Origin of the sequence: Polycladidibacter hongkongensis, from assembly GCF_001561995.1 — a bacterium.
GTDB lineage: Bacteria > Pseudomonadota > Alphaproteobacteria > Rhizobiales > Stappiaceae > Pseudovibrio > Pseudovibrio hongkongensis.
In genome coordinates this window covers 579408-603682 of record NZ_LLWC01000022.1, presented here as the reverse complement: position 1 = coordinate 603682, position 24275 = coordinate 579408, and the positions used below count along the sequence as shown (strand labels likewise).

Sequence of the window (24275 nt, the reverse complement as noted above, 5' to 3'; positions counted from 1 at the left end):
ATTGTAAAGGTAGAACTGGAACAGGGTTCCGAGGTGTGGAACTTGATCTTTTGCCGCTACAAGGGTGCAGCTTGCGCGGGCCTTGTAGCAACCTGAGCAAGGCCCGACAATAGCAAGAAGGGATGAATTGGGTGCTTTTTCGCGCTTCTGGTTATTTGCCGTGGCTAAATTTCTACAAATGGGGGCTTAGGAGCTATGCAACCATGCATCGAGGGCGGCAACGGTGCGTGCGGCGACTCGTTTGAGCGCCCCCGATTCTATCGAGCCCCATGGGTCGCCGGGGTTGCCTTTGGTGAGCTCTTGCCCCTCGATGCGGTGCACGCGTTTGCCGCTGGAATCATATACATCGAACACGTAGTGAATGGTGCTGGTGTTTTTGAACCCAGAGGCGGAGAGATGTCCCTGAACCCGATAGGTGGCCGGGGCCCCGATGCGGCGCACGAGATTGAGCTTGGCTACGTTGGCTCGCTCGGCGATCAAGCGGGCTAGGGCGTCAGCCTCATTGCCGGGGATGCCGCTGAACTGTTCAAAGGCAATGGTTGCGCGATCAGCAGGAACGGTCGGCGGGGTTGACTGGTTTTCAATCATGCCGGAGATGTCGGCGCGGGGCAGCGGGTTGTCAGCGCATGCGGCTAAAGCAAGCGCAAGGGCTAGGGCGCAGAATTTGGCTGCATTGGCGACGTTCAGCATTGGAATCCCATTTTTGCAAGTGGCAGGGCCAGCCCTGCTGCGGTTTTCTCTCTCGAAAATGAATAGGCTAGTCTTAGAGCAGCTTTTGCGGGAGGTCGAGTGATAATTGCGAGAGCGGTTCGGGGCCGTTGTCTGCAACAATATAGCTTCTGCCTAAGGTCATGGCGGTTTCGCTGTCTGAATCCATAAGCATAATCGGAGCAAACAGGACCATGTTGGCCTCGATCGGCTGAGGATTGCCCTTGTAGGCAAGGTAAGGGGCATCCATCCAGCTTGGCGCGAAGCGTGCGCCCAAGGAGTAGGCGCAAACGCTGATGCGATGGGCTGTGAGGCCACGGCTGTCCAGCTCGGTCGCATGGGCGTCGAACAAATCGCCAAAAGTGAAGCCCGGACGCATCTTATCCTCGATGGCGGAGAGCGCGGCACAGGCGGCCTGATGCAATTCCAGATGGCGGGGTGTTGGCTCGCCAATAACTACTGTGCGCATGAGGGCCGCATGATAACGGCGATAGGCCCCGGCCAGTTCCACTGTCATCTGATCATGATCGGCGAGGGTGCGGCGACCGGATTTAGGACGACACAACAGGGCGTCGCGGCCAGAGCCGAGCACAAATTCATTGGCAGCGTAATCGCCGCCGCCTTCAAAGATGGCGTGGTGCATGGCGGCCAGAATATCTGCTTCGTTGGCGCCGGGTTTGGTCGCGGCGAGTGCATCTGTAAAGGCTTGGTCGGCCAACTCGGCGGCTTTGCGCACGTAAACTAGTTCTTCTTCAGATTTTGTAAGGCGCAGCGAAGAGATGAGATAGGACGCGTCTTCAATATCGGCAAAGGAGCGCAGCGAGTCATCCAGCTCGCGGCCGCGGGCGGCAGTCAGGCCGTGACTGTCAAACTCGACACCAATGCGGGTGCCAAGCAACTCCAGCTCGAACAGCATGTCTTTCACTTGCGATACCGGAGACTTGCCAGCCACATCAATCCAAACACGGATATCATTGATGTTGGAGGTGTGGCGAGCTTGGCGCAAATCTGGCGAACGGGTTAGCAGAATTGGCTCTTCACCCGGGCGGTAGATGAGGCACTGGAAGAAGCAGAAGCCGAAACTGTCGTAACCGCTGAGCCAATACATGCTTTCTTGCGAGAAAATCAGCAGGCAGTCGAGTTTGCGCTCGGCCAGCAAGGCGTCCAATGCGGCCCGCCTGCGGGCAAATTCTTCTGATGAAAAGTGAAGCGCCATTGGGATGCCCCTTGTTTATTCAGTTTATTGCAATCGCCGAGATTTGGCGGCCATAGTCTGGTTGTTGTGCGTGTGTTGCCCGGCGATAAGAGAAGTACTGGCTCTCTTGCGCGTAGGTGCAACGGGTTTGATTCTCAATGTGCCCGATTTTTGTGCCTTTAAGGCGCTTTACAATGTAGCTAGGTAAATCAAAGTTGAAGTGCTCGGGCTTGTTGGCTCGTTTAAAAAAGACGACGTCTTCGCGGCGTTCCTCTGTAAAAGCTGCGTGGAACTCTGGACCGACCTCGTAGTTATCTTGGGATATCATCGGGCCAATTGCAGCAATGATGTTGGCGCGCTCGGCACCAAGCTTGCACATAGCGTCAATGGTGTTTTCCAACACGCCTGCTTTGGCGCCGCGCCAGCCTGCATGGGCGGCAGCGATGATTTTCTTGTCTGGATCGGCAAAGAGCACCGGGCCACAATCGGCGGTTAAGATGCCGATGGCGAGCCCTTTGGTGGCGGTGACGATGGCATCGGCGCGGGGAGGCTGCGCGGTGGTTTCGGCGGGGAAGGGGGCGTGCAGGGTTACGACATCGGCTGAATGCACTTGATAAACTGTTGCCAAGTTTGCGGGCGCTACTTGCAGCGCGTTGGCGATGCGTTCGCGATTGCGGCGAATGCTGTCGCGATCATCCTGCGAGCCCTTGCCAACGTTCAAGCTGTTGTAGAGCCCCGTGGAGCCCCCGCCCTCGCGGCCGAAGAAGCCGTGGGTGAGGCCTGAGATCTGCGATAATGCGTTTGCTTGGACCGCGTTGAGTTGCACAAATGTCCTCACTTGTTTGGCGTTGTTCAGCCTGTTGTTTTGGCGAGACATGTTGGGGTGCAGGGGCGGCGCTGTCAATTGGGCGTGCGTGAAAAGCTCTGGAGCGTTCTCACAGCCCGGGGGTGGAGCTCGCTAAACTGCGTAGCTAGAACGCAGGGGGGCACTTGGGATTTTGCGAGATGGCAAGGGCCTTAAACAGCGTACCCATTTCATTATCTGCGGCGAGGCGCTCTACTGCTTTGCGGATGCTTTCCTGCTCGTTTGCTGATTTGCCTGTGCCAAGTTGGCCTGCGCGCTCTAGCAAACCAAGGCCAAGCAACAGTTCTGCCTGTGTGATTGGGCCGAACGTGTGTATGCCCTGTGCCTTAGCGGTATTGGCGAGGCTTTCAAAATTCACGTGGGCGGTCAGATCGGCATCACCCGGCTGTTCTAATGGAGAGATTGCCTGATGGGCCTTCAGCGCTTGGAAGGTGTCTCCGCAGGTCGTTGTGGTGTAACCGTAGTCGATGAGTAGTGCACTGCCACCGTCCGATTTGATGCGTTCTGCCAAGGTTCGAATTAATGCAGTGGAGGCAGCGGAAAGTTCAAGGATATCGCCTGCGTGCGGTATGGTGCCAATAGGCAGGCCGGTTTGATCTGGCGATAATGTTGCCGCTGCGAGGCCAAAGGCGAGGTTGCCGTCATCATCAAGGCCGATGGCGCGCTCGTACCACTTGTTGTTTGCCCATTGGAATTGCTGGATGGGCAGCGCATCGAAAAGCTCATTGGCGATGAGATAGAGTGGCCCGTCCGGTAAGGTGTGGATGCTGTCATGCCACTTGATCGAAAAGGGGCGGAGTTTCTTTGCCTGTATCTTACGTAGGGAGGGACTGGTTTCTACTAGATGCAAGGTGCTTGCCTGCATGAACTGGGGGCGCAGGGCAAAAACGCGCAGCATGTCTCGCATTAACGTGCCACGCCCCGGCCCAATTTCGGCAATGACGCAGTTTTTGGGACATCCATCTTCCAGCCAGCGTTGCAGCAACCAAGCGCCGCACAACTCGCCAAAGAGCTGGGAAACCTCTGGAGCGGTGATGAAATCCCCCTGAGCGCCAAAGGGATCGCGGGTTGTGTAGTAGCCGTGATCTGGGTCGGACAGGCACAGCTCCATGTAGCGGGCGATGCTCATGGGACCATGTAGCGAGATTTGCGACTTGATCTTTTGCAGAAGTGGGCTTGGCGACATTTAGCTTGCCTTTGCTGGACTGCGTTTTACGGCGTAAAGGAGCAAGGCAAGGCCAGCCAGTATCATTGGCAGCGACAAAAGGATGCCCATGGTTAGAAAGCCACTTAAGTAGCCGATATGGGCATCTGGCACGCGGTATAGTTCGACAAACGAACGGGCCATGCCGTAGCCAATGGCAAAGCAGCCTGCTATCGCGCCCGGTTTTTGTAAAAGCTTGAAACGGTGTGAGAGCAGGCGCAGCACAAGAAACAGTAGAACTCCTTCAAGTGCGGCTTCATAGAGTTGGCTGGGGTGGCGCGGTTCTGGTCCGCCTGTCGGGAAGACGACCCCCCACGGCACATCAGTAGGGCGGCCCCAAAGCTCAGAATTGATGAAATTGGCGATACGACCAAAAAACAGGCCAATCGGCGCGGAGATTGCGGCCAGATCAAACAGGGTGAGAACGCGAAGTTTACGTTTATTGGCAAAAAGCAGCATGGCCGCGATCATGCCAAGAAAGCCTCCGTGAAAAGCCATGCCTCCGTGCCAAACTGCAAAAATTTCTGTCGGGTTATCCAGATAGAATGGCAGATTGTAAAACAAGATGTAGCCAAGGCGTCCACCTAGAACGATGCCAAGCGCGGCCCAGACGAGGAAATCGTCGATGTCTTGCGCGCTGGGGTGCGGTATTGCCCGCCAAAGTATATCATTGGCGCAGGTTTTTAACATATAGCGCCACGCGAGCAGGATGCCGGCGATGTAGGCTAGTGCGTACCAGCGGATAGCAAGCGGCCCGAACTCGATGAGCACGGGATCTATCTGCGGGAACGGAAGGGCGAAAAGCGGCATGAGAATGCAGTCCTTCGTGCTGTAGCTTTCGGGCGCGGGCGATAAGCCCAGATCTTTGGCCATGTGATAGCAAGCGGTTGCCAAGTTGGCGAGAGGAAGAGAGACGGCATAGCGGTTTTGCGGTGCATAGCCCCACATTTTTTGCGGGGGAGAGCGCTCTTCTCTTGAAGTTCCGCGAGTGAGGCAATAGTTGAGTTTAAGAGGATTAGTCTTTGGAGGGCCGGATGAGCCAGTCGAACAATCGCATTTTTGATGAGTTTGCCAAGTTGATGACCGATGCCGCCGGTATGGCGCAAGGGGCGAAGCGCGAAGTGGAGACAGCCTTTCAGGCGCAGGTTGAGCGTTTTGTCGCTGATATGAATCTGATCCACCGGGACGAGTTTGACACTGTAAAAGATATGGCAGCCAAAGCGCTGGACGAAGTTGGGCGGCTCGAGGCTCGGCTTGCTGAACTAGAAGAAAAAATCGGCGCAGGTGAGAACACTGTAAACAAGGATAGCGACTGCTGAGGCATCCGCTATTAACAGGGCTTGAAATATCTTGTGGGCGAGTGGCTGTCGTCCACAAGTTTCACGAGTTTTGCTTGGCTGGATGTGTATCGCGGAAGGATCGGCTGCCCTTATAGTCATTGGGTAAGCGGATTCGTCTTGTTGGCTATAAATATAAGTGGCTGACGACACGTAAAGTTGCTGGACAAGAGCGCGCAAGTGCCGTAGCTGCCGCATCCTGTGCGCCTCGCCAAACATTGGGAGAGGCGCAGTCTGCCAGAATGAGGGCCCCGCATGAGCCTATTGGATCTAGATTTCGAAGCGCCCAACAACCCTGTCGATGCAATTGAAAGTCTGGCGGCGCTCAATGATTGGTCGTTCGAGCGTTTGGGCGATGATGAAATTTCAATCTCTGTAAGTGGTGCTTGGTGCGACTATCATGTCACATTCTCCTGGATGGAGGAGGTGGAAGCCTTGCACATGTCCACCGCGTTTGATCAAAAAGTACCCGCAGCGCGCAAGGTCGAAGTGCTGACGTTGCTTTCGTCCATTAACGAGCAATTGTGGATGGGGCATTTTGATTTATGGAGCCGGGAGGGCTTGGTGATTTTCCGCCAGTCTCTGCTGCTGGCCGGTGGGGCCGAGGCAAACGACCAGCAAATCCAGATTATGCTCTCCAACTCCCTAGATGCGTGTGAGCGCTACTATCAGGCGCTACAATTTGTGATTTGGGCTGGGAAAAGCGCATCGGAAGCGATGGAGACCGTGATGTTTGAAACAGCGGGAGAAGCCTAGGGCGCATTGGCTCAGTGGTTGGCTGCTTGGCAGGGCTTACGTTTTACTCCTATACTGCGCTGGGTGCGGGACTGCACCTAGCCAGCGACAGGAGAGCCTTATGCCTACGGACAAGACGCGCTCGAAGATCTGCCGAGCCTATTTGGAATGCCTTGCCACCGCGCCGGTTGAGCAGGTCGGTTTTGCCGAAATCGCAGAGGGAGCACAGGTATCCTTAAGCGAAGTTCGGGCCTGTTTTTCCCGCCGCAGCGATATCCTTGCTTGGTATTATACGCAGGTTGATCAGCAGGTATTGGCGCAAATTGATGCGGATTTAGCCGGTGAACCCGTACGTGAACAATTGTTTGATTGCTTAATGAACAGGCTTGATGCACTGAGCGCGGACAGTGCGGCTCTGCTGGCGCTGGATACAGCCGCGTGCAAGGATCCCGTTTTTGCAGGCACTCTGCTTTCTCTTGAGACACGCAGTATGCACTGGATGCTGGATGCCTGTGCTGCGGCTCGTGAGGGGATTGTGCGGCAGGTGGCTGCACGCGGGTTGGCGCTGGGCTTTGTTCAGGTCATGCGGGTTTGGCTGCAAGAGGACGATGAGGCCAAGCCTCGCACGATGAGCGAGTTGGACCGTGTGTTGCGTCGCGGAGAAAACATGCTTTCACGGGTTGCAAGGGTAGAAGCTTGCCTGCAACCTGTTGCGGTGAAGAGCTTTCGACTAGCTTCATGTGTTGCCGGGGCGATGGCTGCCGGGAGGCGCAAGCGTAGAAGGCCGGAGGCCGCAGAACATACTGCCTAAGATTTTTTATGGAGTTGCTGGTGAGTGAGCAAACACCGTCTATTGGTATTGAGGATTTTCTAAAGGTCGATATTCGCGTTGGCACTATTGTCGAGGCTGAGCCGTTTCCTGAAGCGCGCAAGCCTGCGATTAAGCTGCGCGTAGATTTTGGCGAGGAGATAGGTGTCAAACGCTCATCCGCCCAGATCACTGTGCACTATGCGCCTGAAGATTTGGTCGGGCGACAGGTTCTGGCTGTTGTCAACTTCCCGTTGCGCCAGATCGGCAAATTCATGTCCGAGGTTTTGGTTTTAGGGCTTGATGATGATGAAGGTGCTATTCGCCTTATCGGCGTAGACAAAGCTGTGCCAAATGGCGGGCGGTTGCATTAAGCAACGGTGCTCTTGGCCGATTTAGATCGGTACACGCAAGCGCACACGCAAGCCACCCAATGGGGCTTCACGCAGGAAGATATCGCCGCCATGAGAACGGACTATGTCTCGGGCAATGGCGAGGCCGAGGCCGGATCCGACCGTGTCTTGATTGCGCGAGGTATCCAGCCGTAGGAAGGGACGGAAGACGTTCTCCCGCTCTTCTGGCGGAATGCCGGGCCCATCATCATCAATGGTTACGACGAGCCAATCGTCTGTTCGGTTGCCTTGCATGCGGACAGTTTTGCCATGACGGGCAGCGTTGGAAACCAAATTCAGCAGGCAGCGGCGGAAAGACTGGGCTTTCAGGATTACGTTCGGGTCACCCTCGAAGTGGGAGCTCACCTGTGCGCCGACGACTTCTGCCTCGACTTCGAGATCTTCCAGCATCAACGCTACATCGACTTGGGTTGGCTGTTCTTGCTGGCTGCCTTTGGAGAAGGACAGGTAGTCCTCCAGCATGCGGCTCATTTCATCGACATCATCGCGCAAAGCCTGTACTTCCGGACTGTCTTCAAACAGAGCGAGCTGCAAGCGGAAACGTGTGAGGATGGTGCGTAGATCGTGGGAGACACCGGCGAGCATGGTGGTGCGTTGGTCTACATGCCGTTCGATACGGCGGCGCATATCCATAAAGGCAAGCGCGGCTTTACGGACTTCACGTGCGCCGTGAGGGCGGAATTCGACCAGCTCTCGCCCTTTGCCAAATCGCTCGGCTGCATTGGCGAGCTGAACAATCGGGCGAATTTGGTTGCGCAAAAACAGAACGGCAATGGTGACCAGAACGAAGGAGGTTGCCACCATCCAAACGATAAAAATGTGAGAATTCGAGGCATGCGCCTGCGAGCGGCGGGCAACAAACTTCAGGGTTTTATCGGGCATCTGAATACGAATTTCGACAAAGCGAGAATTGCCAATGGTGTCGATCCAGAATGGCTTGTCAATCGTGGTCGCGATCTGGCGGCTCATATAGCGATCAACCAAATCGAAGAATGGTTTGGGTTTTGGCGGTGGCAAGGGTTCCAGTGGCAGAATTGCGAGTGACAAGCTCATGCTGCCTGCAACGATTTTAAGTTGCTCGTCGATTTTCTGGCCGGAAAATTCTTCGTCCATCGTCACCACAGCACGGATTTGCTTTACCACGGCCTGAGATAAGCGCTGAGTGACGAGGTCATAATGGCGCTCCATGAAGGCGAAGGCGAGTACTGACTGCAAGATAACCATTGGCATGATGATGATCAGCAGGGCACGAGAGTACAGCCCCTTGGGCAAGTGCCGATGCAGCCAACCTGCAACAAATCTGTAGGGGGCAAGTAAGGGCGATAGCCACCTTGGAAGAGACACGCCTTTGAAGTTTACCATTGCGCCAGTTTTGCCTAGTTGGTGATCAAGCGGTAACCGATGCCACGCACGGTTTGCAGATAGAGTGGGTTGCTGGGGTCCTCTTCGATCTTGCGGCGCAATCGGTTTACCTGCACATCGACTGTGCGTTCACCTTGGGCGGTGTCCGCGCTGGCAAGCTCGGAGCGGGCAACAGTCTGGCCCGGCTTCTCCGCAAAGTGATTGAGGATATGTTTTTCACGATCAGTAAGGCGAACATAGTCCTCGTCCCTTTTTAACTCACCGCGCTCAACTGTGTAGATGAAGGGGCCGAACTGCAGGGTTTCGGCACGTTCTGCCTGTTTTGGGCCACCCCGGCGGAGGATGGCGTTGATCCGCAGCAACAATTCGCGCGGCTCGAACGGCTTTGCCATATAGTCATCAACGCCTGCTTCAAGGCCATTGATGCGGTCGTCGATTTCAGAACGAGCGGTGAGCATGAGAATTGGAACAGCGCTGGTTTTGCGCAGGTCGCGGGCCAGCTCCAGTCCGCTTTCGCCGGGCATCATGACATCCAATATCAACAGGTCAAAGCTGAGGCCCTGCATGCGACGGCGCGCTTCGAAAGCATCGGCGGCATCAGTGACACGAAACCCTTGCTCGCCTAGAAAACGCTTTAGCAGGTCGCGGATGCGGCTGTCATCGTCGATGAGCAGTAGGTGGGCGGCGTTGTCGGTTGGTGGTTGTGCGGACACCTGCTGCTTCCTTCTCTTAGGTTTTTTGCTTTTTCGCAATCATGGCGGCGACTGCGCCGCGCTGGGACTCGTCGATCATTAGATACAAAAACTGGCGAATCGTCTCATCGGATCCATCTGGCATCTTGGCAATGGTTTCGTTGATTCTCTTGGTTTGAAGATAGGCGAGTTTCTTGCAAAGTGCATTGCCCGTCGGCGTGGTGTGGAGCAGGCGCTCGCGGCGATCTTGCTCGCCCGGGGCTTGCTCGATGTATCCATCGTCAACAAGCTGCTTGAGGACACGGCCTAGGCTCTGCTTGGTTATCTTAAGAATTTCAAGAAGATCAGAAACGCGCAGCCCCGGATTGCGGTTAACGAAGTGCAGTACACGGTGGTGCGCACGGCCATAGCCGATTTCGGTGAGTAGGGTATCTGGGTCCCCGGTAAAATCGCGATAAGCAAAAAACAACAACTCGATGAGGTCAAATCGGGGTTCTTTTTGCGTTTTCAAGACCATAGATGCTTTCCTATCGTGATACGACATGGTGAGCCACAAAAAAATCAGGCAAAAAGGGTCAGCTATGTTGACTTATCGCCTGTGAAATGTTACCAAACACTCACGGGATGCGAAACAAAAGAACAAAGTTGGCGTAGAAAGTTTGCGTTCATTGCTTCTCTTGTTCGTATCGCGTTATTGGAACAGGTGGCCACAAAGGCTGCCGCGCTCCGATAACGGTGAATTTGTAAATATCTAACAGCTTTAAAGCGAACAGGCCACGTTGTCTGCATTACGAAGGCGGCACTGTGAATTGTTCGTCACAGGAAAGAAGGCGAAGGTTATGGCCGGGGTTCCATTTGATCAGCGCGAAGGCGTTATCTGGTATGATGGCGAGTTTGTTCCATGGAGCGACGCAAGAGTGCACGTGCTGACGCATGGCCTGCACTATGGCAGCTCTGTATTTGAAGGGCAGCGGGCGTATGGCGGCGTGATCTTTAAGCTGCAAGAGCACACTGATCGCCTCATCGCATCAGGCCGTGAGCTTGGCTTCGAGATACCTTACAGCGCTGATGACATCAACAAGGCTTGCTATGAGTTGTTGGAGCGTCAAGGCTTGAAAGATGCCTATTTCCGCCCGGTTGCATGGCGCGGCAGCGAGATGATGGGAATTTCTGCGCAGAGCAACACCATTCATTTGGCTATTGCTGCTTGGGAGTGGCCAAGCTACTTCACAATGGAAGAACGCTTGAAGGGGCTGCGTTTGGGTATGGCGGAATACCGCCGACCAGACCCGGCAACGGCGCCCTACAAAGCCAAAGCGGCTGGTCTTTACATGATTTGCACCATCTCCAAGCACGCGGCTGAGGCAGCAGGATATGCTGATGCATTGATGCTGGATTATCGCGGGCAGGTGGCTGAGGCTACCGGGGCAAATGTGTTCTTCGTAAAGGATGGCGAGATCCACACTCCTAAGCCGGACTGCTTCCTTGACGGGATCACCCGAAGGACGGTTATCGATCTGGCGAAGCAGCGCGGGATTAACGTGATCGAGCGGGCGATTATGCCTGAGGAACTGGCTGATTTCGAGCAATGCTTCCTAACAGGGACAGCGGCTGAAGTGACGCCGGTGCGCGAAATTGCAGACTACAACTTCGAAGTCGGAGAGATCGTGAAACAGCTGGTTGAAGATTATGATGCAGTTGTTCAGCCAAATGCTGCGGCACAAGCGGCTGAGTAACCAACTGTAAATGCACGTTTAAAAGGGCGGCGTGAGGCCGCCCCTTTTTGCGTCTAGGATTCATTTTTGGGTGTAAACAAGCGTTGGCCTTCGGTGAAATATACGACCACGATGGCCAGTACGCCCAGCACAGCAAAACCGGTGGTAAGTGGAGCGGTGCTGCCGTTGAACGCATGACCAATCAATGCGCCAAGTACTGCACCGATCAGTGTGGTAAAGAAGCTGATCACCGAAGAAGCGGCGCCTGCCAGACTGCCCATTGGTTCCATGGCCATGGCATTACAGTTAGAGCCGATGAAGCCGAAGAAAAACATGCAAAGGCACTGAATGATCATAAAGCTGGTCACAGTTTGTAAGCCAGTTGCGGCCAATGTGGTGCCGACCAAGCTTGCTGCTGTGAACGCTAACATGGCGCCATGGGCGAGTTTTCGCATACCAAAGCGGCGAACCAAATTGGCGTTCAGGAAAGACGCGGCGGCCATTGTTGAGGCTATTAGGGCAAACATGATCGGGAATTCGTCCTGCAGGCCAAAAACATCAACAAAGACTTGCTGCGCCGAGTTGATAAAGCCGAAGAGCGTGCCGAGGATCAGGCTCATCGCCAGCATATAGCCAACGGTAATCGGCGTTCTCATGACCTTAATGTACGCTAGTAGAGTGCCGGAGAATGACAGGGGGCGTGAGTTTTGCGGCTTTAAGCTTTCGGGTAAGCGCACCCATAGCCAGATAAACAGCAATATTCCCACGATTGTCAACATCGCAAAGATTGCGCGCCATTCGCCAAAACTCAGGATGAGCTGGCCGATGGACGGTGCCACAATGGGCACAGACATAAAGACGACCATTGCTAGGGACATGACCCGACCCATTTCGCGACCTGAATACCAATCGCGCACCATGGAAATGGTTGCAACGCGAGGTGCGGCGGCACCAATGCCCTGGAGGAAGCGAGCGGCAAGCATAGCTTCGAAACTGGTTGCAATGGACGAGATAACTCCGCCGATGCTGTAGATCGCAAGGCCTGCTAAAAGAACCTTTCTACGGCCTATGGAATCTGAAAGAGGCCCGAAAACCAACGAGGCGACAGCCATGCCAATCAAGAAGGCGGTGATAATGAGCTGTCGGTCATTGTGAGCATCTATTTGTAGAGCGCTGCCTATGGCTGGTAATGCCGGCAACATGACATCGATGGCCAGAGCGTTCAGGGCCATTAGCGCTGCGACAAGCGCGAGCGTTTCAGCAAAAGGCAGGCCGGAAGGGGAGGCTCCCGGCGTTTTTTTCGCAGGTTGAGACATGTATTTTCCTAGATCGAAGACAGGGCATGCCGCTAGATCAAAGCAGCATTACTCGAGAATTGCTTAACATGTTATTAGAGTGGGTGTTTTGAAGACAACTGCACCATGGTCTTAAGACCGGCGGGAGGAACAGTATGATCAGTATTTTTCAGAGGTGCAAGGGTTAGGGAAATTATTTTTCCCAACGTAAGGTGTCTTGGTCATCCTGGGCCTTGGCTACAACCCAGCTTGGATTGCTGCCATCCTTTTTGTGCTCTTTTTTCCAAAAAGGGGCGCTTGTCTTGAGGTAATCCATAAGGAAGTCAGCGGCTTCAAAAGCTGCGCGGCGATGGCGGCTGGTGGCGATGACAAGGACGATCTGCTCACCGGGCTTAATTTTGCCGTGGCGGTGAATAACTGTGAGGCCACTCAGGGGCCAGCGGGCGCTGGCCTTTTTGCACAAGGTGCCTATTTGTTTTTCTGCCATGCCGGGAAAGTGTTCTAATTCCAGACAGTTAAGTGTGCCTTCTTCATCGCGACAGTAACCAACAAATGCCACTGCAGCGCCAACATTGGTTTTGCCAGCGGTTAAGCTTGCCAACTCTACTGCTTGGTCGAAGTCTTGCTCTTGTACACGCAGTGTTACGGTCGCTTGGCTCATGGGCACTCCAAATTGACGAAAGCAGACAGAATAAGCTGAAGTTTTACCCGCCTGTCATAGGTGGAAAAAAGGCTACTTCACTGATGTCAGCCAGTGCCGCGTCGGCTTCCGCATGCTCTTGGTCAAGTGCGATGCGGATGGTGTCGGGCTCTTCAAAGGCGTAGGCATAGCCCTCATCTGTTGCGGAAAGCCACGAGATAAGCTGGGCCGCTGTTGCTACGCCTTGTGGCAGTGTGATGGTTTCTTCCGCCTTGCCGATGCGCTCTCGCAGCCAAGCGAAGTATCTTATTTTTATGCTTTTTCCGCTCATGTCGTCATCCTGATACTAGGACTTTAGAAGATGTCCAATGCCAGCGCGAAAGTAATCGTAGCCGGTATATAGCGTGAGAATGGCAGCACCCCAAAGCAGAGCTACACCGATTTGTGAAGTATAGGGAAGCACAGCGTCGCCAGCCGGGCCAGCTAGTAAAAACCCGAGGGCAAGCAGTTGGAGCGTGGTTTTCCACTTCGCTAGCTTGGTTACCGGCACAGAAACGCGCAGTTCCGCTAGAAACTCGCGCAAACCTGAGACAAGGATTTCACGGCACAGGATGATAAGTGCTGCAATGACAGAGATATCTCCGATAGTCCCGCGCCATGTTAGCACGAGCAAACACACCGAAACCAAGAGTTTATCGGCGATCGGGTCTAACATGCGGCCAAGGGCGGATTGCTGCTGCCATGCCCGGGCGAGATAACCGTCGAAAAAATCGGTGATCGCCGCCAAAGCAAAAATAGCCAGAGCAACCCATCGTGCTGTATGACCGGGGAAGTAAAAGCAGACTACGACTGCCGGCACTGCGGCAATGCGCAGATAAGTCAAAACGTTCGGGAGGTTAAAAAGAATACGCTTGGACATTTGAACCTTGCAGTTTGGTGCTGGGCTTACGCCGTCTTACGCCGCCCAGCTAAAAGGTGCAACAAAAAGCTGCGGTGTTTATCCTGTTCAAAGGCCATGAGGGCTAGGCATCAAAGATACTATCGCCAAGTTCCTGTATGATTTGGCGTCCTTTTTGCAAAGAGAAGTCGGCTGCACCTTCTTTGGATGGATGGGTGTCTGCACGGATAAATTGGTGTTCTCTGGTTTCCTCGCCAAACTGCTTGGTGATGCGGCCTGCGGTTTGCCATTGGCCTGCACCGCGGCTCGTCGGTTCAGCATAGATTTTATAACCCTGAAACTCATCGGTAGCGACAGCGGCAGCCTCGCCAGACGCGGATGACATTGAAAAGAGATTGCGCAAAAATTTCATGTGTTCCTCATGTACTAAAGCAAGGATATTACCCTACCGTCGCTTCGGCGGGGGTACAAGTAATGTCTTCAGTCTTGGTCGGAGAGAGCTGGCGTTCGAGCCAGTGGTGACGACACAACGAAATGTAGGTTTGATTGCCGCCGATGACGACCTGAGCGCCTTCATCGACGATGTTACCATTTTCGTCCATACGTGCGACCATGGTGGCTTTGCTTCCGCACCAACAGATGGTGCGAATTTCGCGCAGGATATCTGCTATGGCCAGCAGCGCTTCACTGCCGGGAAACAGCTTGCCCTGGAAATCTGTCCGCAGGCCGTAGCACATAACAGGAAGTTTCAGTTTGTCTGCAACGCGTGCGAGCTGCCAAACTTGTTCTGTGCTGAGAAACTGTGCTTCATCGACAAAAATGGCGTGTAGCGGACCTGCTTGTTGCTTGGCTTCGATGTAGGCGAACATGTCGAGGTCATCAGCAAAGATGTGGGCGTGCGCGCTGAGGCCGATACGTGAGGCAATCTCGCCAAGGCCAGCGCGGTCATCAATTGCGGCGGTGAAGAGCAGGGTCTGCATGCCGCGCTCCTGATAGTTATAGGAGGCCTGCAATAGCAAAGTGGATTTGCCCGCGTTCATTGCCGAGAAGTTGAAGTAGAGCTTTGCCATGGATCCACCTGATGCCGCTTTGATAATTTGTTTGTCGCCTTAATACAGGGATTCGTCACGCACGGGTTTATTGCAGGTAAGTTACGCACAGCGACCTGCGGCATATCTCGCTGTAGTGGGTCCAGCGCTGTGCTTACTCGTGAAAGTAATCGTAGATTTGTCGTGCGGTGCTGGCAGAAATACCGTCTACAGCGCGCAAGTCTTCGACCCCAGCTTTAGAGACGGCTTTTGCTGTGCCAAAATGGTGCAACAGCGCTTTCTTGCGGGCGGGGCCGATACCTTGGATTTCGTCCAGCGGATTAGTGGAGATCGCTTTCTTGCGCTTGGCCCTGTGCGTGCCGATGGCAAAGCGGTGCGCTTCGTCCCGCAGGCGTTGTACAAAGTACAGCACCGGGTCACGCTCTGGCAACATGAAGCTGGGCTTGCCTTCTATGAAGAACTTTTCGCGGCCAGCGTCGCGATCCGGCCCTTTGGCAATGCCGACGACCGGGATGTCCGCCACGCCCAGCTCTTGCATGACCTCTTGCACCACGGAAAGTTGGCCTTTACCGCCGTCGATTAGCACAAGATCTGGCCATTCCGGCAAATCGGGGCCTTCGTGTGTTGGGTCTGCTTCGGCTTCACTTTTTGGACGAGCGGTACTGAAGCGGGCAGCATTCTGCAATCCCTGCGGGTTTTCCTTAAGCAAGCGAGCAAAGCGGCGGCTGAGAACTTCCTGCATCATGGCATAGTCGTCGCCGGGCTCTGTCTCGGGGTTCTTAATGTTGAATTTGCGGTAGTGTGCCTTTGCAAAGCCTTCTGGACCTGCGACAATCATGCCGCCTACAGCATTCGTTCCCGAGATATGAGAGTTGTCGAACACGTCGATGCGGCGCGGGGCTCGGTCAAGGCCAAAGGCTTCGCCTGCGCCGGCAAGCAGCTTGCGCTGGCTGGATGTTTCCGCCAAGCGGCGGCCAAGAGCGCCTTTTGCATTGGTGCCGGCATGGGCAACGAGGTCGGCTTTTTCGCCGCGCTTGGGCACTGCCAGCTCGACTTTGCGATTGGACTTGGTGGAGAGTGCTTGCTGCAGCAATTCGGCATCTTCGACCTCGTGAGAGGTAAGGATGAGGCGTGGGACCGGCTTGTCCTCGTAAAATTGAGAGATAAAGCTGGACAGAACTTCCGCCTCGCTAAAGCTGCTGTCTGCTTTTGGAAAATACGCGCGATTGCCCCAGTTTTGTCCAGTGCGAAAGAAAAACACCTGCACGCAGCTTTGGCCGCCTTCCTGATAAAGGGCGAAGACGTCCGCTTCCTCTGTGTTTTGCGGGTTAATGCCTTGGTGGCTCTGCACGTGGGAAAGCGCGGCGATGCGGTCGCGGTAGACAGCCGCGCGTTCAAAATCAAGATCCGCCGAGGCAGCTTCCATGGCCACGGCCAGATCTTTTTTGATTTCCTGCGAGCGCCCCGAAAGAAACGCCTTGGCTTGTTTGACCAACTCCTGATAGTCGGGGCCCGATATTTCATTGGTGCATGGGCCCGCGCAGCGTTTTATTTGATAGAGCAGACAGGGACGAGAGCGATTGGAAAAATAGCTGTCGGTGCAATTGCGAATAAGAAACGCCTTTTGCATGGCGTTGATGGTGTCGTTAACCGCACCGGCATTGGCAAACGGGCCGAAGTAGCTGCCTTTTTTATTGCGTGCCCCGCGGTGCTTCATGAGCGCGGGGGAGGGGTGATCCTCGCCGATCAAGATGTAGGGGAACGATTTGTCATCGCGCAAAAGTACGTTGTAGCGTGGGCGCAACCGCTTGATGAGATTGGCTTCCAGCAACAGGGCTTCTGCTTCTGTGCGCGTTTCGACAAACTCCATGGCGGCGGTTGCCATAATCATGCGGAGAATGCGGTTCGACTGTCCTTGCAGGCGGGTGTAGCTGGTGACACGCTTTTTTAATGACCGCGCTTTGCCGACGTATAGAACCGCGCCTTCCTTGTCGAACATGCGGTATACGCCGGGGCTGAGTGGGAGACGCTTTACGCAATCCTTGATGATCTCGACGCCGACCATGGCAGGCTCTTGTGTTGGGGCTGCGGTTTCGCTTTCAGCCGATGCTGTCTGGGCAGGTTCTTTTGCCATGGTTTCGCAACCTCTTGAGAGTGGGCAGAGGTAAGGCTAGCCCACTTGCCCAAGCTGAAAGACAATGGCCGTGTATAGCACATAGCCAAGCGTAAGCAGAATACCCCATTTGCGTGTGAGGTTCTTACTGTGGTTGGCGAAGTAAAGCAGCAATGTGGCACAGCCTAGCATCACCCATAGATCGAAATGAACCACCTGCTCGGGAACCGGGACCGGGGTGATGGCGGTGGTGATGCCCATAATGGCCAGAATATTAAATATGTTGGAGCCAATAACATTGCCAATTGCGACGGCCGAATGATTGCGGATTGCGGCCATCATTGTTGTAGAAAGCTCGGGCAGTGACGTGCCGAACGCGACGACCGTCAGCCCGATGACGGCATCCGTTACTCCCCAAGAGCGAGCGAGAATGACAGCACCGTCAATCGCAAATTTAGCGCTCAGAGGCAGGCCGATGATGCCGATCAGGACAAACAAGACCGCTTTCCAAATGCTCTTAGGCACAGCTTCTTCGTCCAGCTCGTCCATGCCGCAGCCTTCTTCTTCTGCTGCGGCTGCTTGGGCGGACGCTTTCTTATGCTTGCGAGAAATGCGGGCTGATTCATACAAGAAGATGCCGAGAAGTGCGAGCAGGACAAACGCCGCTTTGAAATCAAGCAGATCCTTTAGGCAGAGGATGGCAAAGACAACCGACACGAAAAGCATGAACTTGGCGCTTTTTAATGCGCCTTGTTCGCCGCAGGACGTGGTGGCGAAGAGCGCGGGCATGCCAAGCACCAACAGAACATTGGCGATGTTTGAACCCACAATGTTGCCGATAGCGATACCGCTGTTTCCATCCAAAGAGGATTTGATTGATACCATCAGCTCTGGGGCAGAGGTGCCGAATGCGACGATGGTTAGGCCTATCACCATTGCCGGAATCCCCATCCGGTGGGCAACGCCAACAGCGCCACGCACAAGGAGATCCCCCGTGAAGACAAGAGCTGCCAATCCTCCGATGAGGTAGATGTAACCTTCCGGCATACGATTCCCTGAATTTCTTTAGCTTTGATTGGGCCGCGAATGAGCGGGGCGGCGATATTTAACGGCTATATAGTCATTTAATGAGCCAGCTTGAAGGGGGAAGGTTGTAATTGGGTGATGGCTATCACAAGAAAACATGGCCTCGTCACAGTTTTGCGGCTTTGAGTGTGTATGAAACACTATAAATGTGCAGGGCATGCCTGAAAAATCAATGGGTTGCTGATGGTATCGCACAAAAGCCGCAATTTGTCTTCGAAAGTTCATTTTTATTGACTGGTTTGGCCCGATTACGGGGCGACAACTCTCTTCGTCGAAAGGCAAGCCTGCTGGTGGGTGGGCTTTGTTCTTTCTAACTCGTTTTAATGGAGAGTTTAATGCTGCGTACTACCACTGTTTCTGCCCTCGCTTTTGGTTTGATTGCGACGTCTGCAATGGCGGCTGACTTGCCGCAAGAAGTGCCGCAAGTTGTCTATGATGTGCCGGTCACTGTTCAAGGGTATAATTGGGCTGGTGCCTATGCTGGTGTGAATGCCGGGTGGTCTTTTGCAGGTGTTGATGCCAAAGGGGCCACTGTCGGCGCGCTGGACGACAACACCAATGGTGTTTCAGTTGGTGTTCATGGCGGCTATAACTTTATGGTGAGCCCAAATGTGGTGCTGGGTGCCGAGGCGGATATCCAATACAACGACATAAACAACAAGGTATCTGGGTCTAAGCTTAGCTCGGACTGGAATGGTAGTCTACGTGCACGGGCGGGCTATGCAGTTGACCGTACTTTGTTTTATGGTACCGGTGGTGTTGCATTTGCGCAATTCACGGCAAGTGATGCTGGCGCGAAAGACAGTAAAAATGCTGTAGGGTATGTTATTGGTGCGGGTGTTGAACATGCGCTGACAGAGAACCTGACAACCCGCATTGAGTATGCCTATCAAGATTTTGGCAAACAGAAGTTTGATTTGACGTCAGGAACAGAAACTTCGAAACTTAACGAAAACTTGGTTCGCGCTGGCATGTCCTACAAGTTCTAAAGGGCAAACGCTCAATATTCCTCCTTTATTTTTTGAAAGGGGCGCCTGTGTTTTTATGGGCACAAGCGCCCCTTTGCGCCCTGTGAAAGCTTGAAAGGCGGGCGGTCTTTTAGCTTGGCATTCTGGTTTCATCAAATGCAGGTACTTTTTGGCTGAAGTCATTTAGCCATGAAACCAGATTTGGGTTGTCAGCGCGCCAAAAGCCATCGAGACGTAGATCCAAATAACCCAGAGCGCAGGCTAGAGCGATTTGCCCCACATTTGGGGTTGCCTTCCCCAAACTTTCGGGTGGGTTGGTGGCAAGGTGAGCCAGCGCGCGGTTGATTTTCTGGCGCTGATAGTCTGTTACCAGCTCGCTGCGTTCCTCTGGTTTGCGCATGCGCTCTTCCATAACAATCAAGATCGCGGCATCGCAAATCCCATCTGCGAGTGCCTGCAGGGTTAAGGCATCGAAGCGGGCGGCACCATTGAGAAGAAGTTTGTTCCCCCCGGAAAGATGATCAATATACTCAAGGATGACACGACTGTCGTACAGCGTTTTCCCATTTTCCAAGATGAGAACGGGAATTTTTCCAAGTGGGTTTTGCTTGCGCAGTGTATCTTCAGGGTCCGCAGTATTGGCACTCTCGATGGTAATCTGGTCATAAAGACTCAGTGTTTTTGCAGCAATTTTAATTTTTCTACCAAATGGTGAAGCAGCAGATGACCTTAAGGTAAGCATTGTTTCTCCAGTTTCTTTATCGAGAGCGGTAAGGAGTAAACAGCTATCTTTGAGTCTATGCAACCATTGTTCTACATGTTTCTTCGAATGCTCCGGCATGCTGCATTGTAGACGTGAAACTTGTCCAATCCGCTTAAACAGGCCTCAACCCCCCAAGATATGCCAAATATTCCTTGATCCTCAACAATGCGGTAGAAGAGAGGGTACGTGCTGCCATCCGAGAGGAGAGCCGTCGCGCTGCAGTTACGCCGTGTGATACTGCTTTCTGGATAGCGTTCAAGCCCTTGATCTGCTGGGTGGTAGACTTGTTGTAGTGTTCTGCCATTGTAATAGAATGTGTCTGCGCGACTGATTTGCCGCGCTACGGCTCGTGCAACAGATTCATCTGCGCAAGCCGGCAGGTTGCTATACTCTTTTGAGAGTTGCGGCGTGTTTGCGGGCATGTCCGCTGCATGAAGTTCATGACCGGCAAGGGGCACGACGATAGTTGCCGATAGGAATGCAATTGTAAATATGGGTGTGCGCATGATTGCTCTCTTGCAGTCTGCCTTTAGCAACAGGAGATTGAGCAGTTTCAAAGAACCGCGATGCTACAAGTGTGATGGGCGCGACGTTTAAGAGCAATCCTGCAGATTTCAGATCAACGAGTTTGGGGGCAGGTTACTCCTCTATAACTTGTTCTACCTCAAAATATGCCCCTTCATTTTCTGAGGTTGCTTGACAAAGCCATGGAAGTAATAGTTCCATTTGAGTTTTGAGTGTGTAGGGTGGGTTGATGATCAACATGCCGCTTGATTTCATTGGCGCGTCAGGAGAGATACGTCCGGCGGAGAGTTCCAGGCGCAGTACGTTGCGCACACCTTGCTCAGCTAGGGATAGCACCATGTTGGCAACGGATCTCTGGTTCTTTACAGGGTACCAAGCTGCATATACGCCGGTTTGCCATTTTTTGTAGCCACGACTTAATCCGTCTGTGAGGCGCGAGAATTCGTCCTCTACCTCAAATGCAGGATCGATTAGCACAAGACCGCGTCGCTCTTTTGGTGGCAAGAAGCTCCCAAGTGCCAGCCATGCGTCCAACTCTATGACCTTGATTTTCTTATCATTGCCGTAGGTTTCTTTTAGGCTTGCAAAATCGGCTGGGTGCAACTCTGTTAGGGTGAGGCGATCTTCTTTGCGCAGCAATCTTTTGGCAAGCTCGGGAGAGCCGGGATATGTTTCCAGATTTCCCTGCGGATTTAGCTGGTTGACGACTTCGAGCCAAGGGGACAAGAGTTGGTGCACCTGAGGCGGAATGGTTTGAGCCTCTATCGCTTGTAAGACTAGGGCTACCCCTTTTTGCCACTCACCGGTCTTTTGGGCTTGCTCACTTGATAGATCGTAGATGCCAATGCCTGCATGCGTGTCGAATACGCGAAACGGAGCAGGCTTTTTCTTGAGATACTCAATGATCAGGGTCTGGGTAATGTGTTTAAGCACATCACCGATGTTACCAGCGTGGTAGATATGACGATAGTTCATGGGAGCCTTGCCGTTGTCAAACACAGACGATTGCCTGAGTGTGCTCCGCACTACTGGGTTTCAGCTTTCGGTGTCAAACAAAAAAGGCAGCTGGTGATGCCGCCTTTCTTGTTTACAGACCTTGTGTTAGTCCGCAGGTTCTTCTTGTAGGTGCTGTTCGTCCACTGGCTGTGCGGGCTCTAGGCGGAGTTCAACGGCTTTTGGCCCTTTGCCTCGGCGATCAGGTTCGGTTTCGAATGAAATCCGCTGACCGCTTTCCAAGTTGCCAAGGCCGGATCGCTCTACAGCTGAAATGTGTACAAACACGTCATTTGCACCTTCATCCGGTGTGATGAAGCCGAAGCCTTTGTCCAGCTTAAAGAATTTGACAGTGCCGTATTGGCGCGGGCCACGCTCTACCGGAGGATAGTTGCGGCGAAAGCCCCCGTTATTGCCTTGACCACCACCGTTGCCATAACCGCCGCGATCATCGCCGCCGCCGTTGCCATAGCCGCCTCGGTCTCCTCCACCATAGCCGCCACCGGCGCGATAGGTGCTGTTATCACCGCCATGATGACCACGGGCGCCATTGTTGAAGCCGTTGCGCGGAGGGTAGCCTCTACTTGTGTGCTCGCTATGAGATTGCTGTGTGCCAGAAAAGGCGCCACGATCGCCATACTGGTTTGAGCCGCCATCATGTGTCGGGTTATCCCATTGGGCGCCAGCTTGCTCTACTGGTTCTTGCAAAAAGCCTGGTGCACCAAATTCAATTCCGAACTCTTGCGGAGCCCCAAATTCGCGCTTGCCGCCCCGTTTGTTACGCGGGCGACGACCCGAATTCCCATTATGCATTACAATATCGCCTTTCCTGCAGTGTCAGAAGACAGTCACTGCACATCAAATAACGCTAAGGCTACCCGCTATCTTAGGGGTAGCAGATAATCTTGACAGGTTTGCTAGCTGTCGCGTGAACTTCAACGTTGCCCATTGCAATTTAAAGGCGCATATTTACGTTCGCCAACGATAGCTCTCAAGCATACTAAATTGTAAATTGGTATGGCGGCAAGTAAAATGAGAGGTAATTGTTGCAAAACCCTACATAATTTGGGGGCGGGCGTTGCGAGTATTTCAGTTTGATGAAAATCTTCTCACTAATGTCTTTGGAGAGAAAAAATTTCGTATGCAAATTGCAGTATAGATCTCGTTGGGGTGTCTAGATCTCAAATTTTGCTTTGGAGACTAGAGGTTAGGGTGCGCTCCATGATATAGCCGGAGGCAACCATCAATAAATGGAGTTGTTCATGGAACAGGATAATTCTGCAGATGTGCAGCCAAACCTGCAGATTTCTGTGGTGCCAGTGACACCGTTTCAGCAGAACTGTAGCATCATATTTAGCCCTGCAACCAAAAAAGGGGTTGTGATTGATCCTGGGGGGGATGTGGATGTTTTGCTCGATGCTGTGGCGCATTTGGGCGTTGATGTCGAGCGAATCTTGCTCACTCATGGGCACCTCGATCATGTTGGCGGTGCCGCTGAGCTTGCAGAGAAGCTTGGGGTTGACGTAGAGGGGCCGCATAAGGCCGATGAGCCACTGATTGCACGTGTTGAAGAGCAGTCCAAGCAGTTTGGTGTTGAGGGCTTGCGCACTGTGTCGCCCAATCGATGGTTGGAAGAGGGGGACAGCGTGACAATTGCAGGGCTAGACTTTGATGTATTGCACACACCGGGACACTCGCTGGGGCATGTCGTATTCTATCAGCCGCAAATGAAATTGGCGATCAGCGGAGATGTGTTGTTCGCCGGATCGGTGGGGCGAACTGACCTTCCAGGTGGAGATCATGCGACTTTGATTGCTTCGATAAAGGATAAGCTGTTGCCCCTGGGAGATGATGTTGCGTTTTTGCCTGGCCATGGCGAGGCCTCCACATTCGGGGAGGAACGCGCGTCTAACCCATTTTTAATATAATCTAGCGCCGCAACAGCGCTTCTAGGTCTTCGATCCGATCATTAACGAGCCAACCGTAGTAATTTTCTTGAGGAAGGGCGGACGGGCTTTTCCTCTTTCTTTTTGCAAAGGCTACTGCGCGCATTTGAGGGCTCCCAAGGTTGTAGAGTGTTGCGGTGATGCCGGGGTTTTTTGAGATATCAGTGTTTGCATGTCGCAAATAGGCGCGAATTGCCATTTTTAGAGTGGCTGCTGTGTAGTGCAGCGACGTTTGCGGATCCATTACGCGGCGATAAATCTCTTTTGGCTGATCCAGGTTAAGGGGAGAAAAGCCGCTAATTCTTGTTGTTATTGTGTCCGCTTTTAAGGCGGTCAGCGGGGTTAATTGCCCGATCCCAAAGCTTTGACCTGCAAAGAGGGGACGAAAAAAGGCGCGTTGCAGTGAAATTGGCTCGAAGGTTTTGCCCGCGACTGTTTTGCCTGCAAACCTCTTACGCCAGACGGTTTCAATGCACCCCCAATGGGTGGCTGAGTCTTCTGCTTGGCGGCACTGAGCCAGCTCAGGCCTTTTGATAAACTCCGAGATGTTTTCCCCTTTGTACGTGAAAGCAATTGGCAATCCGGAGTAACTTAGTGCTTTCATAAAATAGGATTGGGCTGTATCCAAAATATCATAATTATATGTGTGCTCGCCAACGATAGCACCTAAAATATGTATTGAATCAATATCATAAAGACTAGCTACTTCAGCTATCTGCCTGCGAAGTGCGCGGTCTCGATTGATCATGGCAAGGGTGCTTTGAAACTTTTGTTCAAATGAACTGGCGCGCTGCTGGGTGCGTTTGCGCGATATCCCAGGGATAGGCGGTTGTTCTGCATGCCGATTTCCGGGCGGCACGATTTGCGTGTTTGCGCCTAGTGTCGCTGCTGGAAAGCCAAGCATTATCACGGCGACTAAGAAGGGCCAGATTAGAGCTAGGAGGACACGCGGTGATCTGTTCTGA

28 protein-coding genes are annotated in these 24275 nt (G+C 53.4%); 7 read left to right on the top strand and 21 right to left on the bottom strand.

All coding sequences use genetic code 11. The annotated features are described in order from the left end of the window. Positions 1–186: 186 nt before the first annotated feature. The 5 genes from AYK82_RS10890 to lgt all read right to left on the bottom strand — a co-directional run bounded on the left by AYK82_RS10890 (position 187) and on the right by lgt (position 4782). Positions 187–690, bottom strand: coding sequence for a hypothetical protein (locus AYK82_RS10890; RefSeq protein ID WP_068315262.1), 504 nt, complete (start codon positions 688–690; stop codon positions 187–189). Positions 691–763: 73 nt separating this feature from the next. Then, entirely contained in the window at positions 764–1924 is a 1161-nt protein-coding gene (locus tag AYK82_RS10885; protein WP_068315259.1) for a M24 family metallopeptidase, read from the bottom strand. 19 nt (positions 1925–1943) lie between these two features. Next, positions 1944–2729, bottom strand: coding sequence for a peptidoglycan editing factor PgeF (gene pgeF, locus AYK82_RS10880; protein WP_068315732.1), 786 nt, complete (start codon positions 2727–2729; stop codon positions 1944–1946). Between the two features lie 145 nt (positions 2730–2874). Further along, a complete protein-coding gene (locus AYK82_RS10875) occupies positions 2875–3954 on the bottom strand; it encodes a class I SAM-dependent methyltransferase (RefSeq protein ID WP_068315257.1) in 1080 nt (359 codons plus the stop codon). Then, the gene (gene lgt / locus AYK82_RS10870) at positions 3955–4782 is read right to left on the bottom strand and encodes a prolipoprotein diacylglyceryl transferase (RefSeq protein WP_068315729.1); all 828 of its coding nucleotides are present in this window, start codon (positions 4780–4782) and stop codon (positions 3955–3957) included. 224 nt (positions 4783–5006) lie between these two features. On the opposite strand from lgt, the gene AYK82_RS10865 reads away from it, so the two are divergent. From AYK82_RS10865 to AYK82_RS10850, 4 genes are all read left to right on the top strand, one after another. Continuing rightward, the gene (locus tag AYK82_RS10865; RefSeq protein ID WP_068315254.1) at positions 5007–5291 is read left to right on the top strand and encodes an accessory factor UbiK family protein; all 285 of its coding nucleotides are present in this window, start codon (positions 5007–5009) and stop codon (positions 5289–5291) included. Between the two features lie 273 nt (positions 5292–5564). Then, the gene (locus tag AYK82_RS10860) at positions 5565–6065 is read left to right on the top strand and encodes a type III secretion system chaperone family protein (protein ID WP_068315251.1); all 501 of its coding nucleotides are present in this window, start codon (positions 5565–5567) and stop codon (positions 6063–6065) included. Between the two features lie 100 nt (positions 6066–6165). Beyond that, positions 6166–6855 (top strand): hypothetical protein, encoded by a 690-nt coding sequence (locus tag AYK82_RS10855; RefSeq protein ID WP_068315249.1) that lies wholly within the window; start codon positions 6166–6168, stop codon positions 6853–6855. A gap of 20 nt (positions 6856–6875) precedes the next feature. Next, positions 6876–7226, top strand: coding sequence for a tRNA-binding protein (locus AYK82_RS10850; protein WP_425272575.1), 351 nt, complete (start codon positions 6876–6878; stop codon positions 7224–7226). Positions 7227–7247: 21 nt separating this feature from the next. Here the strand turns inward: AYK82_RS10850 and AYK82_RS10845 are convergent, their stop codons facing one another. The 3 genes from AYK82_RS10845 to AYK82_RS10835 are packed head-to-tail and all read right to left on the bottom strand — an operon-like array spanning position 7248 to position 9836. Beyond that, the gene (locus tag AYK82_RS10845) at positions 7248–8627 is read right to left on the bottom strand and encodes an ATP-binding protein (protein WP_068315244.1); all 1380 of its coding nucleotides are present in this window, start codon (positions 8625–8627) and stop codon (positions 7248–7250) included. Between the two features lie 14 nt (positions 8628–8641). Then, complete coding sequence (locus tag AYK82_RS10840; RefSeq protein ID WP_068315241.1) at positions 8642–9340, bottom strand: response regulator; 699 nt, start codon at positions 9338–9340, stop codon at positions 8642–8644. A 16-nt stretch (positions 9341–9356) separates the two neighbouring features. Further along, positions 9357–9836 carry a MarR family winged helix-turn-helix transcriptional regulator gene (locus tag AYK82_RS10835; protein WP_068315238.1) on the bottom strand — a complete coding sequence of 160 codons (480 nt, stop codon included), beginning with the start codon at positions 9834–9836 and terminating at the stop codon, positions 9357–9359. Positions 9837–10158: 322 nt separating this feature from the next. Between AYK82_RS10835 and AYK82_RS10830 the strand changes: the two genes are divergently transcribed. After that, positions 10159–11055: a branched-chain amino acid aminotransferase gene (locus AYK82_RS10830; protein ID WP_068315235.1), complete on the top strand. Its 897-nt coding sequence runs from the start codon at positions 10159–10161 to the stop codon at positions 11053–11055. A gap of 53 nt (positions 11056–11108) precedes the next feature. On the opposite strand, the gene AYK82_RS10825 is transcribed toward AYK82_RS10830, so the two are convergent. The 8 genes from AYK82_RS10825 to AYK82_RS10790 all read right to left on the bottom strand — a co-directional run bounded on the left by AYK82_RS10825 (position 11109) and on the right by AYK82_RS10790 (position 18076). Then, positions 11109–12350 carry a multidrug effflux MFS transporter gene (locus tag AYK82_RS10825; RefSeq protein WP_156453323.1) on the bottom strand — a complete coding sequence of 414 codons (1242 nt, stop codon included), beginning with the start codon at positions 12348–12350 and terminating at the stop codon, positions 11109–11111. A 172-nt stretch (positions 12351–12522) separates the two neighbouring features. Then, on the bottom strand, positions 12523–12990 hold the full coding sequence (locus AYK82_RS10820) for a molybdenum cofactor biosynthesis protein MoaE (RefSeq protein ID WP_068315232.1): 468 nt from the start codon (positions 12988–12990) through the stop codon (positions 12523–12525). A gap of 43 nt (positions 12991–13033) precedes the next feature. Next, complete coding sequence (gene moaD / locus AYK82_RS10815; protein ID WP_068315722.1) at positions 13034–13285, bottom strand: molybdopterin converting factor subunit 1; 252 nt, start codon at positions 13283–13285, stop codon at positions 13034–13036. A gap of 30 nt (positions 13286–13315) precedes the next feature. Then, positions 13316–13888 (bottom strand): CDP-diacylglycerol--glycerol-3-phosphate 3-phosphatidyltransferase, encoded by a 573-nt coding sequence (pgsA, locus tag AYK82_RS10810; protein ID WP_068315229.1) that lies wholly within the window; start codon positions 13886–13888, stop codon positions 13316–13318. Between the two features lie 103 nt (positions 13889–13991). Then, complete coding sequence (locus tag AYK82_RS10805) at positions 13992–14279, bottom strand: HlyU family transcriptional regulator (RefSeq protein WP_068315228.1); 288 nt, start codon at positions 14277–14279, stop codon at positions 13992–13994. A gap of 28 nt (positions 14280–14307) precedes the next feature. Further along, a complete protein-coding gene (locus AYK82_RS10800) occupies positions 14308–14937 on the bottom strand; it encodes a thymidine kinase (protein WP_068315225.1) in 630 nt (209 codons plus the stop codon). Between the two features lie 133 nt (positions 14938–15070). After that, positions 15071–17050 carry an excinuclease ABC subunit UvrC gene (gene uvrC / locus AYK82_RS10795; RefSeq protein WP_068315222.1) on the bottom strand — a complete coding sequence of 660 codons (1980 nt, stop codon included), beginning with the start codon at positions 17048–17050 and terminating at the stop codon, positions 15071–15073. A gap of 36 nt (positions 17051–17086) precedes the next feature. Further along, entirely contained in the window at positions 17087–18076 is a 990-nt protein-coding gene (locus AYK82_RS10790; protein WP_068315220.1) for a calcium/sodium antiporter, read from the bottom strand. 374 nt (positions 18077–18450) lie between these two features. Between AYK82_RS10790 and AYK82_RS10785 the strand changes: the two genes are divergently transcribed. Further along, a complete protein-coding gene (locus AYK82_RS10785; protein ID WP_068315217.1) occupies positions 18451–19104 on the top strand; it encodes an outer membrane protein in 654 nt (217 codons plus the stop codon). Positions 19105–19213: 109 nt separating this feature from the next. Here AYK82_RS10785 and AYK82_RS10780 read toward each other — a convergent pair whose 3' ends face one another. The 4 genes from AYK82_RS10780 to AYK82_RS18500 form a co-directional block, all read right to left on the bottom strand. After that, complete coding sequence (locus AYK82_RS10780) at positions 19214–19825, bottom strand: glutathione S-transferase family protein (protein ID WP_068315214.1); 612 nt, start codon at positions 19823–19825, stop codon at positions 19214–19216. A gap of 71 nt (positions 19826–19896) precedes the next feature. Continuing rightward, positions 19897–20352, bottom strand: a complete 456-nt coding sequence (locus AYK82_RS10775; RefSeq protein WP_068315212.1) for a hypothetical protein — start codon at positions 20350–20352, stop codon at positions 19897–19899. 133 nt (positions 20353–20485) lie between these two features. After that, positions 20486–21346: a 23S rRNA (adenine(2030)-N(6))-methyltransferase RlmJ gene (locus AYK82_RS10770; protein ID WP_068315719.1), complete on the bottom strand. Its 861-nt coding sequence runs from the start codon at positions 21344–21346 to the stop codon at positions 20486–20488. 126 nt (positions 21347–21472) lie between these two features. Then, on the bottom strand, positions 21473–22177 hold the full coding sequence (locus AYK82_RS18500) for a cold-shock protein (RefSeq protein ID WP_068315209.1): 705 nt from the start codon (positions 22175–22177) through the stop codon (positions 21473–21475). Between the two features lie 449 nt (positions 22178–22626). Between AYK82_RS18500 and AYK82_RS10760 the strand changes: the two genes are divergently transcribed. Then, positions 22627–23292 carry an MBL fold metallo-hydrolase gene (locus tag AYK82_RS10760; RefSeq protein ID WP_068315716.1) on the top strand — a complete coding sequence of 222 codons (666 nt, stop codon included), beginning with the start codon at positions 22627–22629 and terminating at the stop codon, positions 23290–23292. A 1-nt stretch (position 23293) separates the two neighbouring features. Here AYK82_RS10760 and AYK82_RS10755 read toward each other — a convergent pair whose 3' ends face one another. Continuing rightward, on the bottom strand, positions 23294–24214 hold the full coding sequence (locus tag AYK82_RS10755; RefSeq protein WP_208976460.1) for a DUF1402 family protein: 921 nt from the start codon (positions 24212–24214) through the stop codon (positions 23294–23296). Positions 24215–24275: the final 61 nt, after the last annotated feature.

Excerpts from the sequence above, each read along its gene's own strand:
- AYK82_RS10890 (WP_068315262.1), bottom strand. The coding sequence starts at position 690 with ATGCTGAACGTCGCCAATGCAGCCAAATTCTGCGCCCTAGCCCTTGCG.
- AYK82_RS10885 (WP_068315259.1), bottom strand. The coding sequence starts at position 1,924 with ATGGCGCTTCACTTTTCATCAGAAGAATTTGCCCGCAGGCGGGCCGCA.
- AYK82_RS10875 (WP_068315257.1), bottom strand. The coding sequence starts at position 3,954 with ATGTCGCCAAGCCCACTTCTGCAAAAGATCAAGTCGCAAATCTCGCTA.
- lgt (WP_068315729.1), bottom strand. The coding sequence starts at position 4,782 with ATGCCGCTTTTCGCCCTTCCGTTCCCGCAGATAGATCCCGTGCTCATC.
- AYK82_RS10865 (WP_068315254.1), top strand. The coding sequence starts at position 5,007 with ATGAGCCAGTCGAACAATCGCATTTTTGATGAGTTTGCCAAGTTGATG.
- AYK82_RS10860 (WP_068315251.1), top strand. The coding sequence starts at position 5,565 with ATGAGCCTATTGGATCTAGATTTCGAAGCGCCCAACAACCCTGTCGAT.
- AYK82_RS10855 (WP_068315249.1), top strand. The coding sequence starts at position 6,166 with ATGCCTACGGACAAGACGCGCTCGAAGATCTGCCGAGCCTATTTGGAA.
- AYK82_RS10845 (WP_068315244.1), bottom strand. The coding sequence starts at position 8,627 with ATGGTAAACTTCAAAGGCGTGTCTCTTCCAAGGTGGCTATCGCCCTTA.
- AYK82_RS10835 (WP_068315238.1), bottom strand. The coding sequence starts at position 9,836 with ATGGTCTTGAAAACGCAAAAAGAACCCCGATTTGACCTCATCGAGTTG.
- AYK82_RS10830 (WP_068315235.1), top strand. The coding sequence starts at position 10,159 with ATGGCCGGGGTTCCATTTGATCAGCGCGAAGGCGTTATCTGGTATGAT.
- AYK82_RS10825 (WP_156453323.1), bottom strand. The coding sequence starts at position 12,350 with ATGTCTCAACCTGCGAAAAAAACGCCGGGAGCCTCCCCTTCCGGCCTG.
- AYK82_RS10820 (WP_068315232.1), bottom strand. The coding sequence starts at position 12,990 with ATGAGCCAAGCGACCGTAACACTGCGTGTACAAGAGCAAGACTTCGAC.
- pgsA (WP_068315229.1), bottom strand. The coding sequence starts at position 13,888 with ATGTCCAAGCGTATTCTTTTTAACCTCCCGAACGTTTTGACTTATCTG.
- AYK82_RS10805 (WP_068315228.1), bottom strand. The coding sequence starts at position 14,279 with ATGAAATTTTTGCGCAATCTCTTTTCAATGTCATCCGCGTCTGGCGAG.
- AYK82_RS10800 (WP_068315225.1), bottom strand. The coding sequence starts at position 14,937 with ATGGCAAAGCTCTACTTCAACTTCTCGGCAATGAACGCGGGCAAATCC.
- uvrC (WP_068315222.1), bottom strand. The coding sequence starts at position 17,050 with ATGGCAAAAGAACCTGCCCAGACAGCATCGGCTGAAAGCGAAACCGCA.
- AYK82_RS10790 (WP_068315220.1), bottom strand. The coding sequence starts at position 18,076 with ATGCCGGAAGGTTACATCTACCTCATCGGAGGATTGGCAGCTCTTGTC.
- AYK82_RS10785 (WP_068315217.1), top strand. The coding sequence starts at position 18,451 with ATGCTGCGTACTACCACTGTTTCTGCCCTCGCTTTTGGTTTGATTGCG.
- AYK82_RS10780 (WP_068315214.1), bottom strand. The coding sequence starts at position 19,825 with ATGCTTACCTTAAGGTCATCTGCTGCTTCACCATTTGGTAGAAAAATT.
- AYK82_RS10775 (WP_068315212.1), bottom strand. The coding sequence starts at position 20,352 with ATGCGCACACCCATATTTACAATTGCATTCCTATCGGCAACTATCGTC.
- AYK82_RS10770 (WP_068315719.1), bottom strand. The coding sequence starts at position 21,346 with ATGAACTATCGTCATATCTACCACGCTGGTAACATCGGTGATGTGCTT.
- AYK82_RS18500 (WP_068315209.1), bottom strand. The coding sequence starts at position 22,177 with ATGCATAATGGGAATTCGGGTCGTCGCCCGCGTAACAAACGGGGCGGC.
- AYK82_RS10760 (WP_068315716.1), top strand. The coding sequence starts at position 22,627 with ATGGAACAGGATAATTCTGCAGATGTGCAGCCAAACCTGCAGATTTCT.
- AYK82_RS10755 (WP_208976460.1), bottom strand. The coding sequence starts at position 24,214 with ATGCTTGGCTTTCCAGCAGCGACACTAGGCGCAAACACGCAAATCGTG.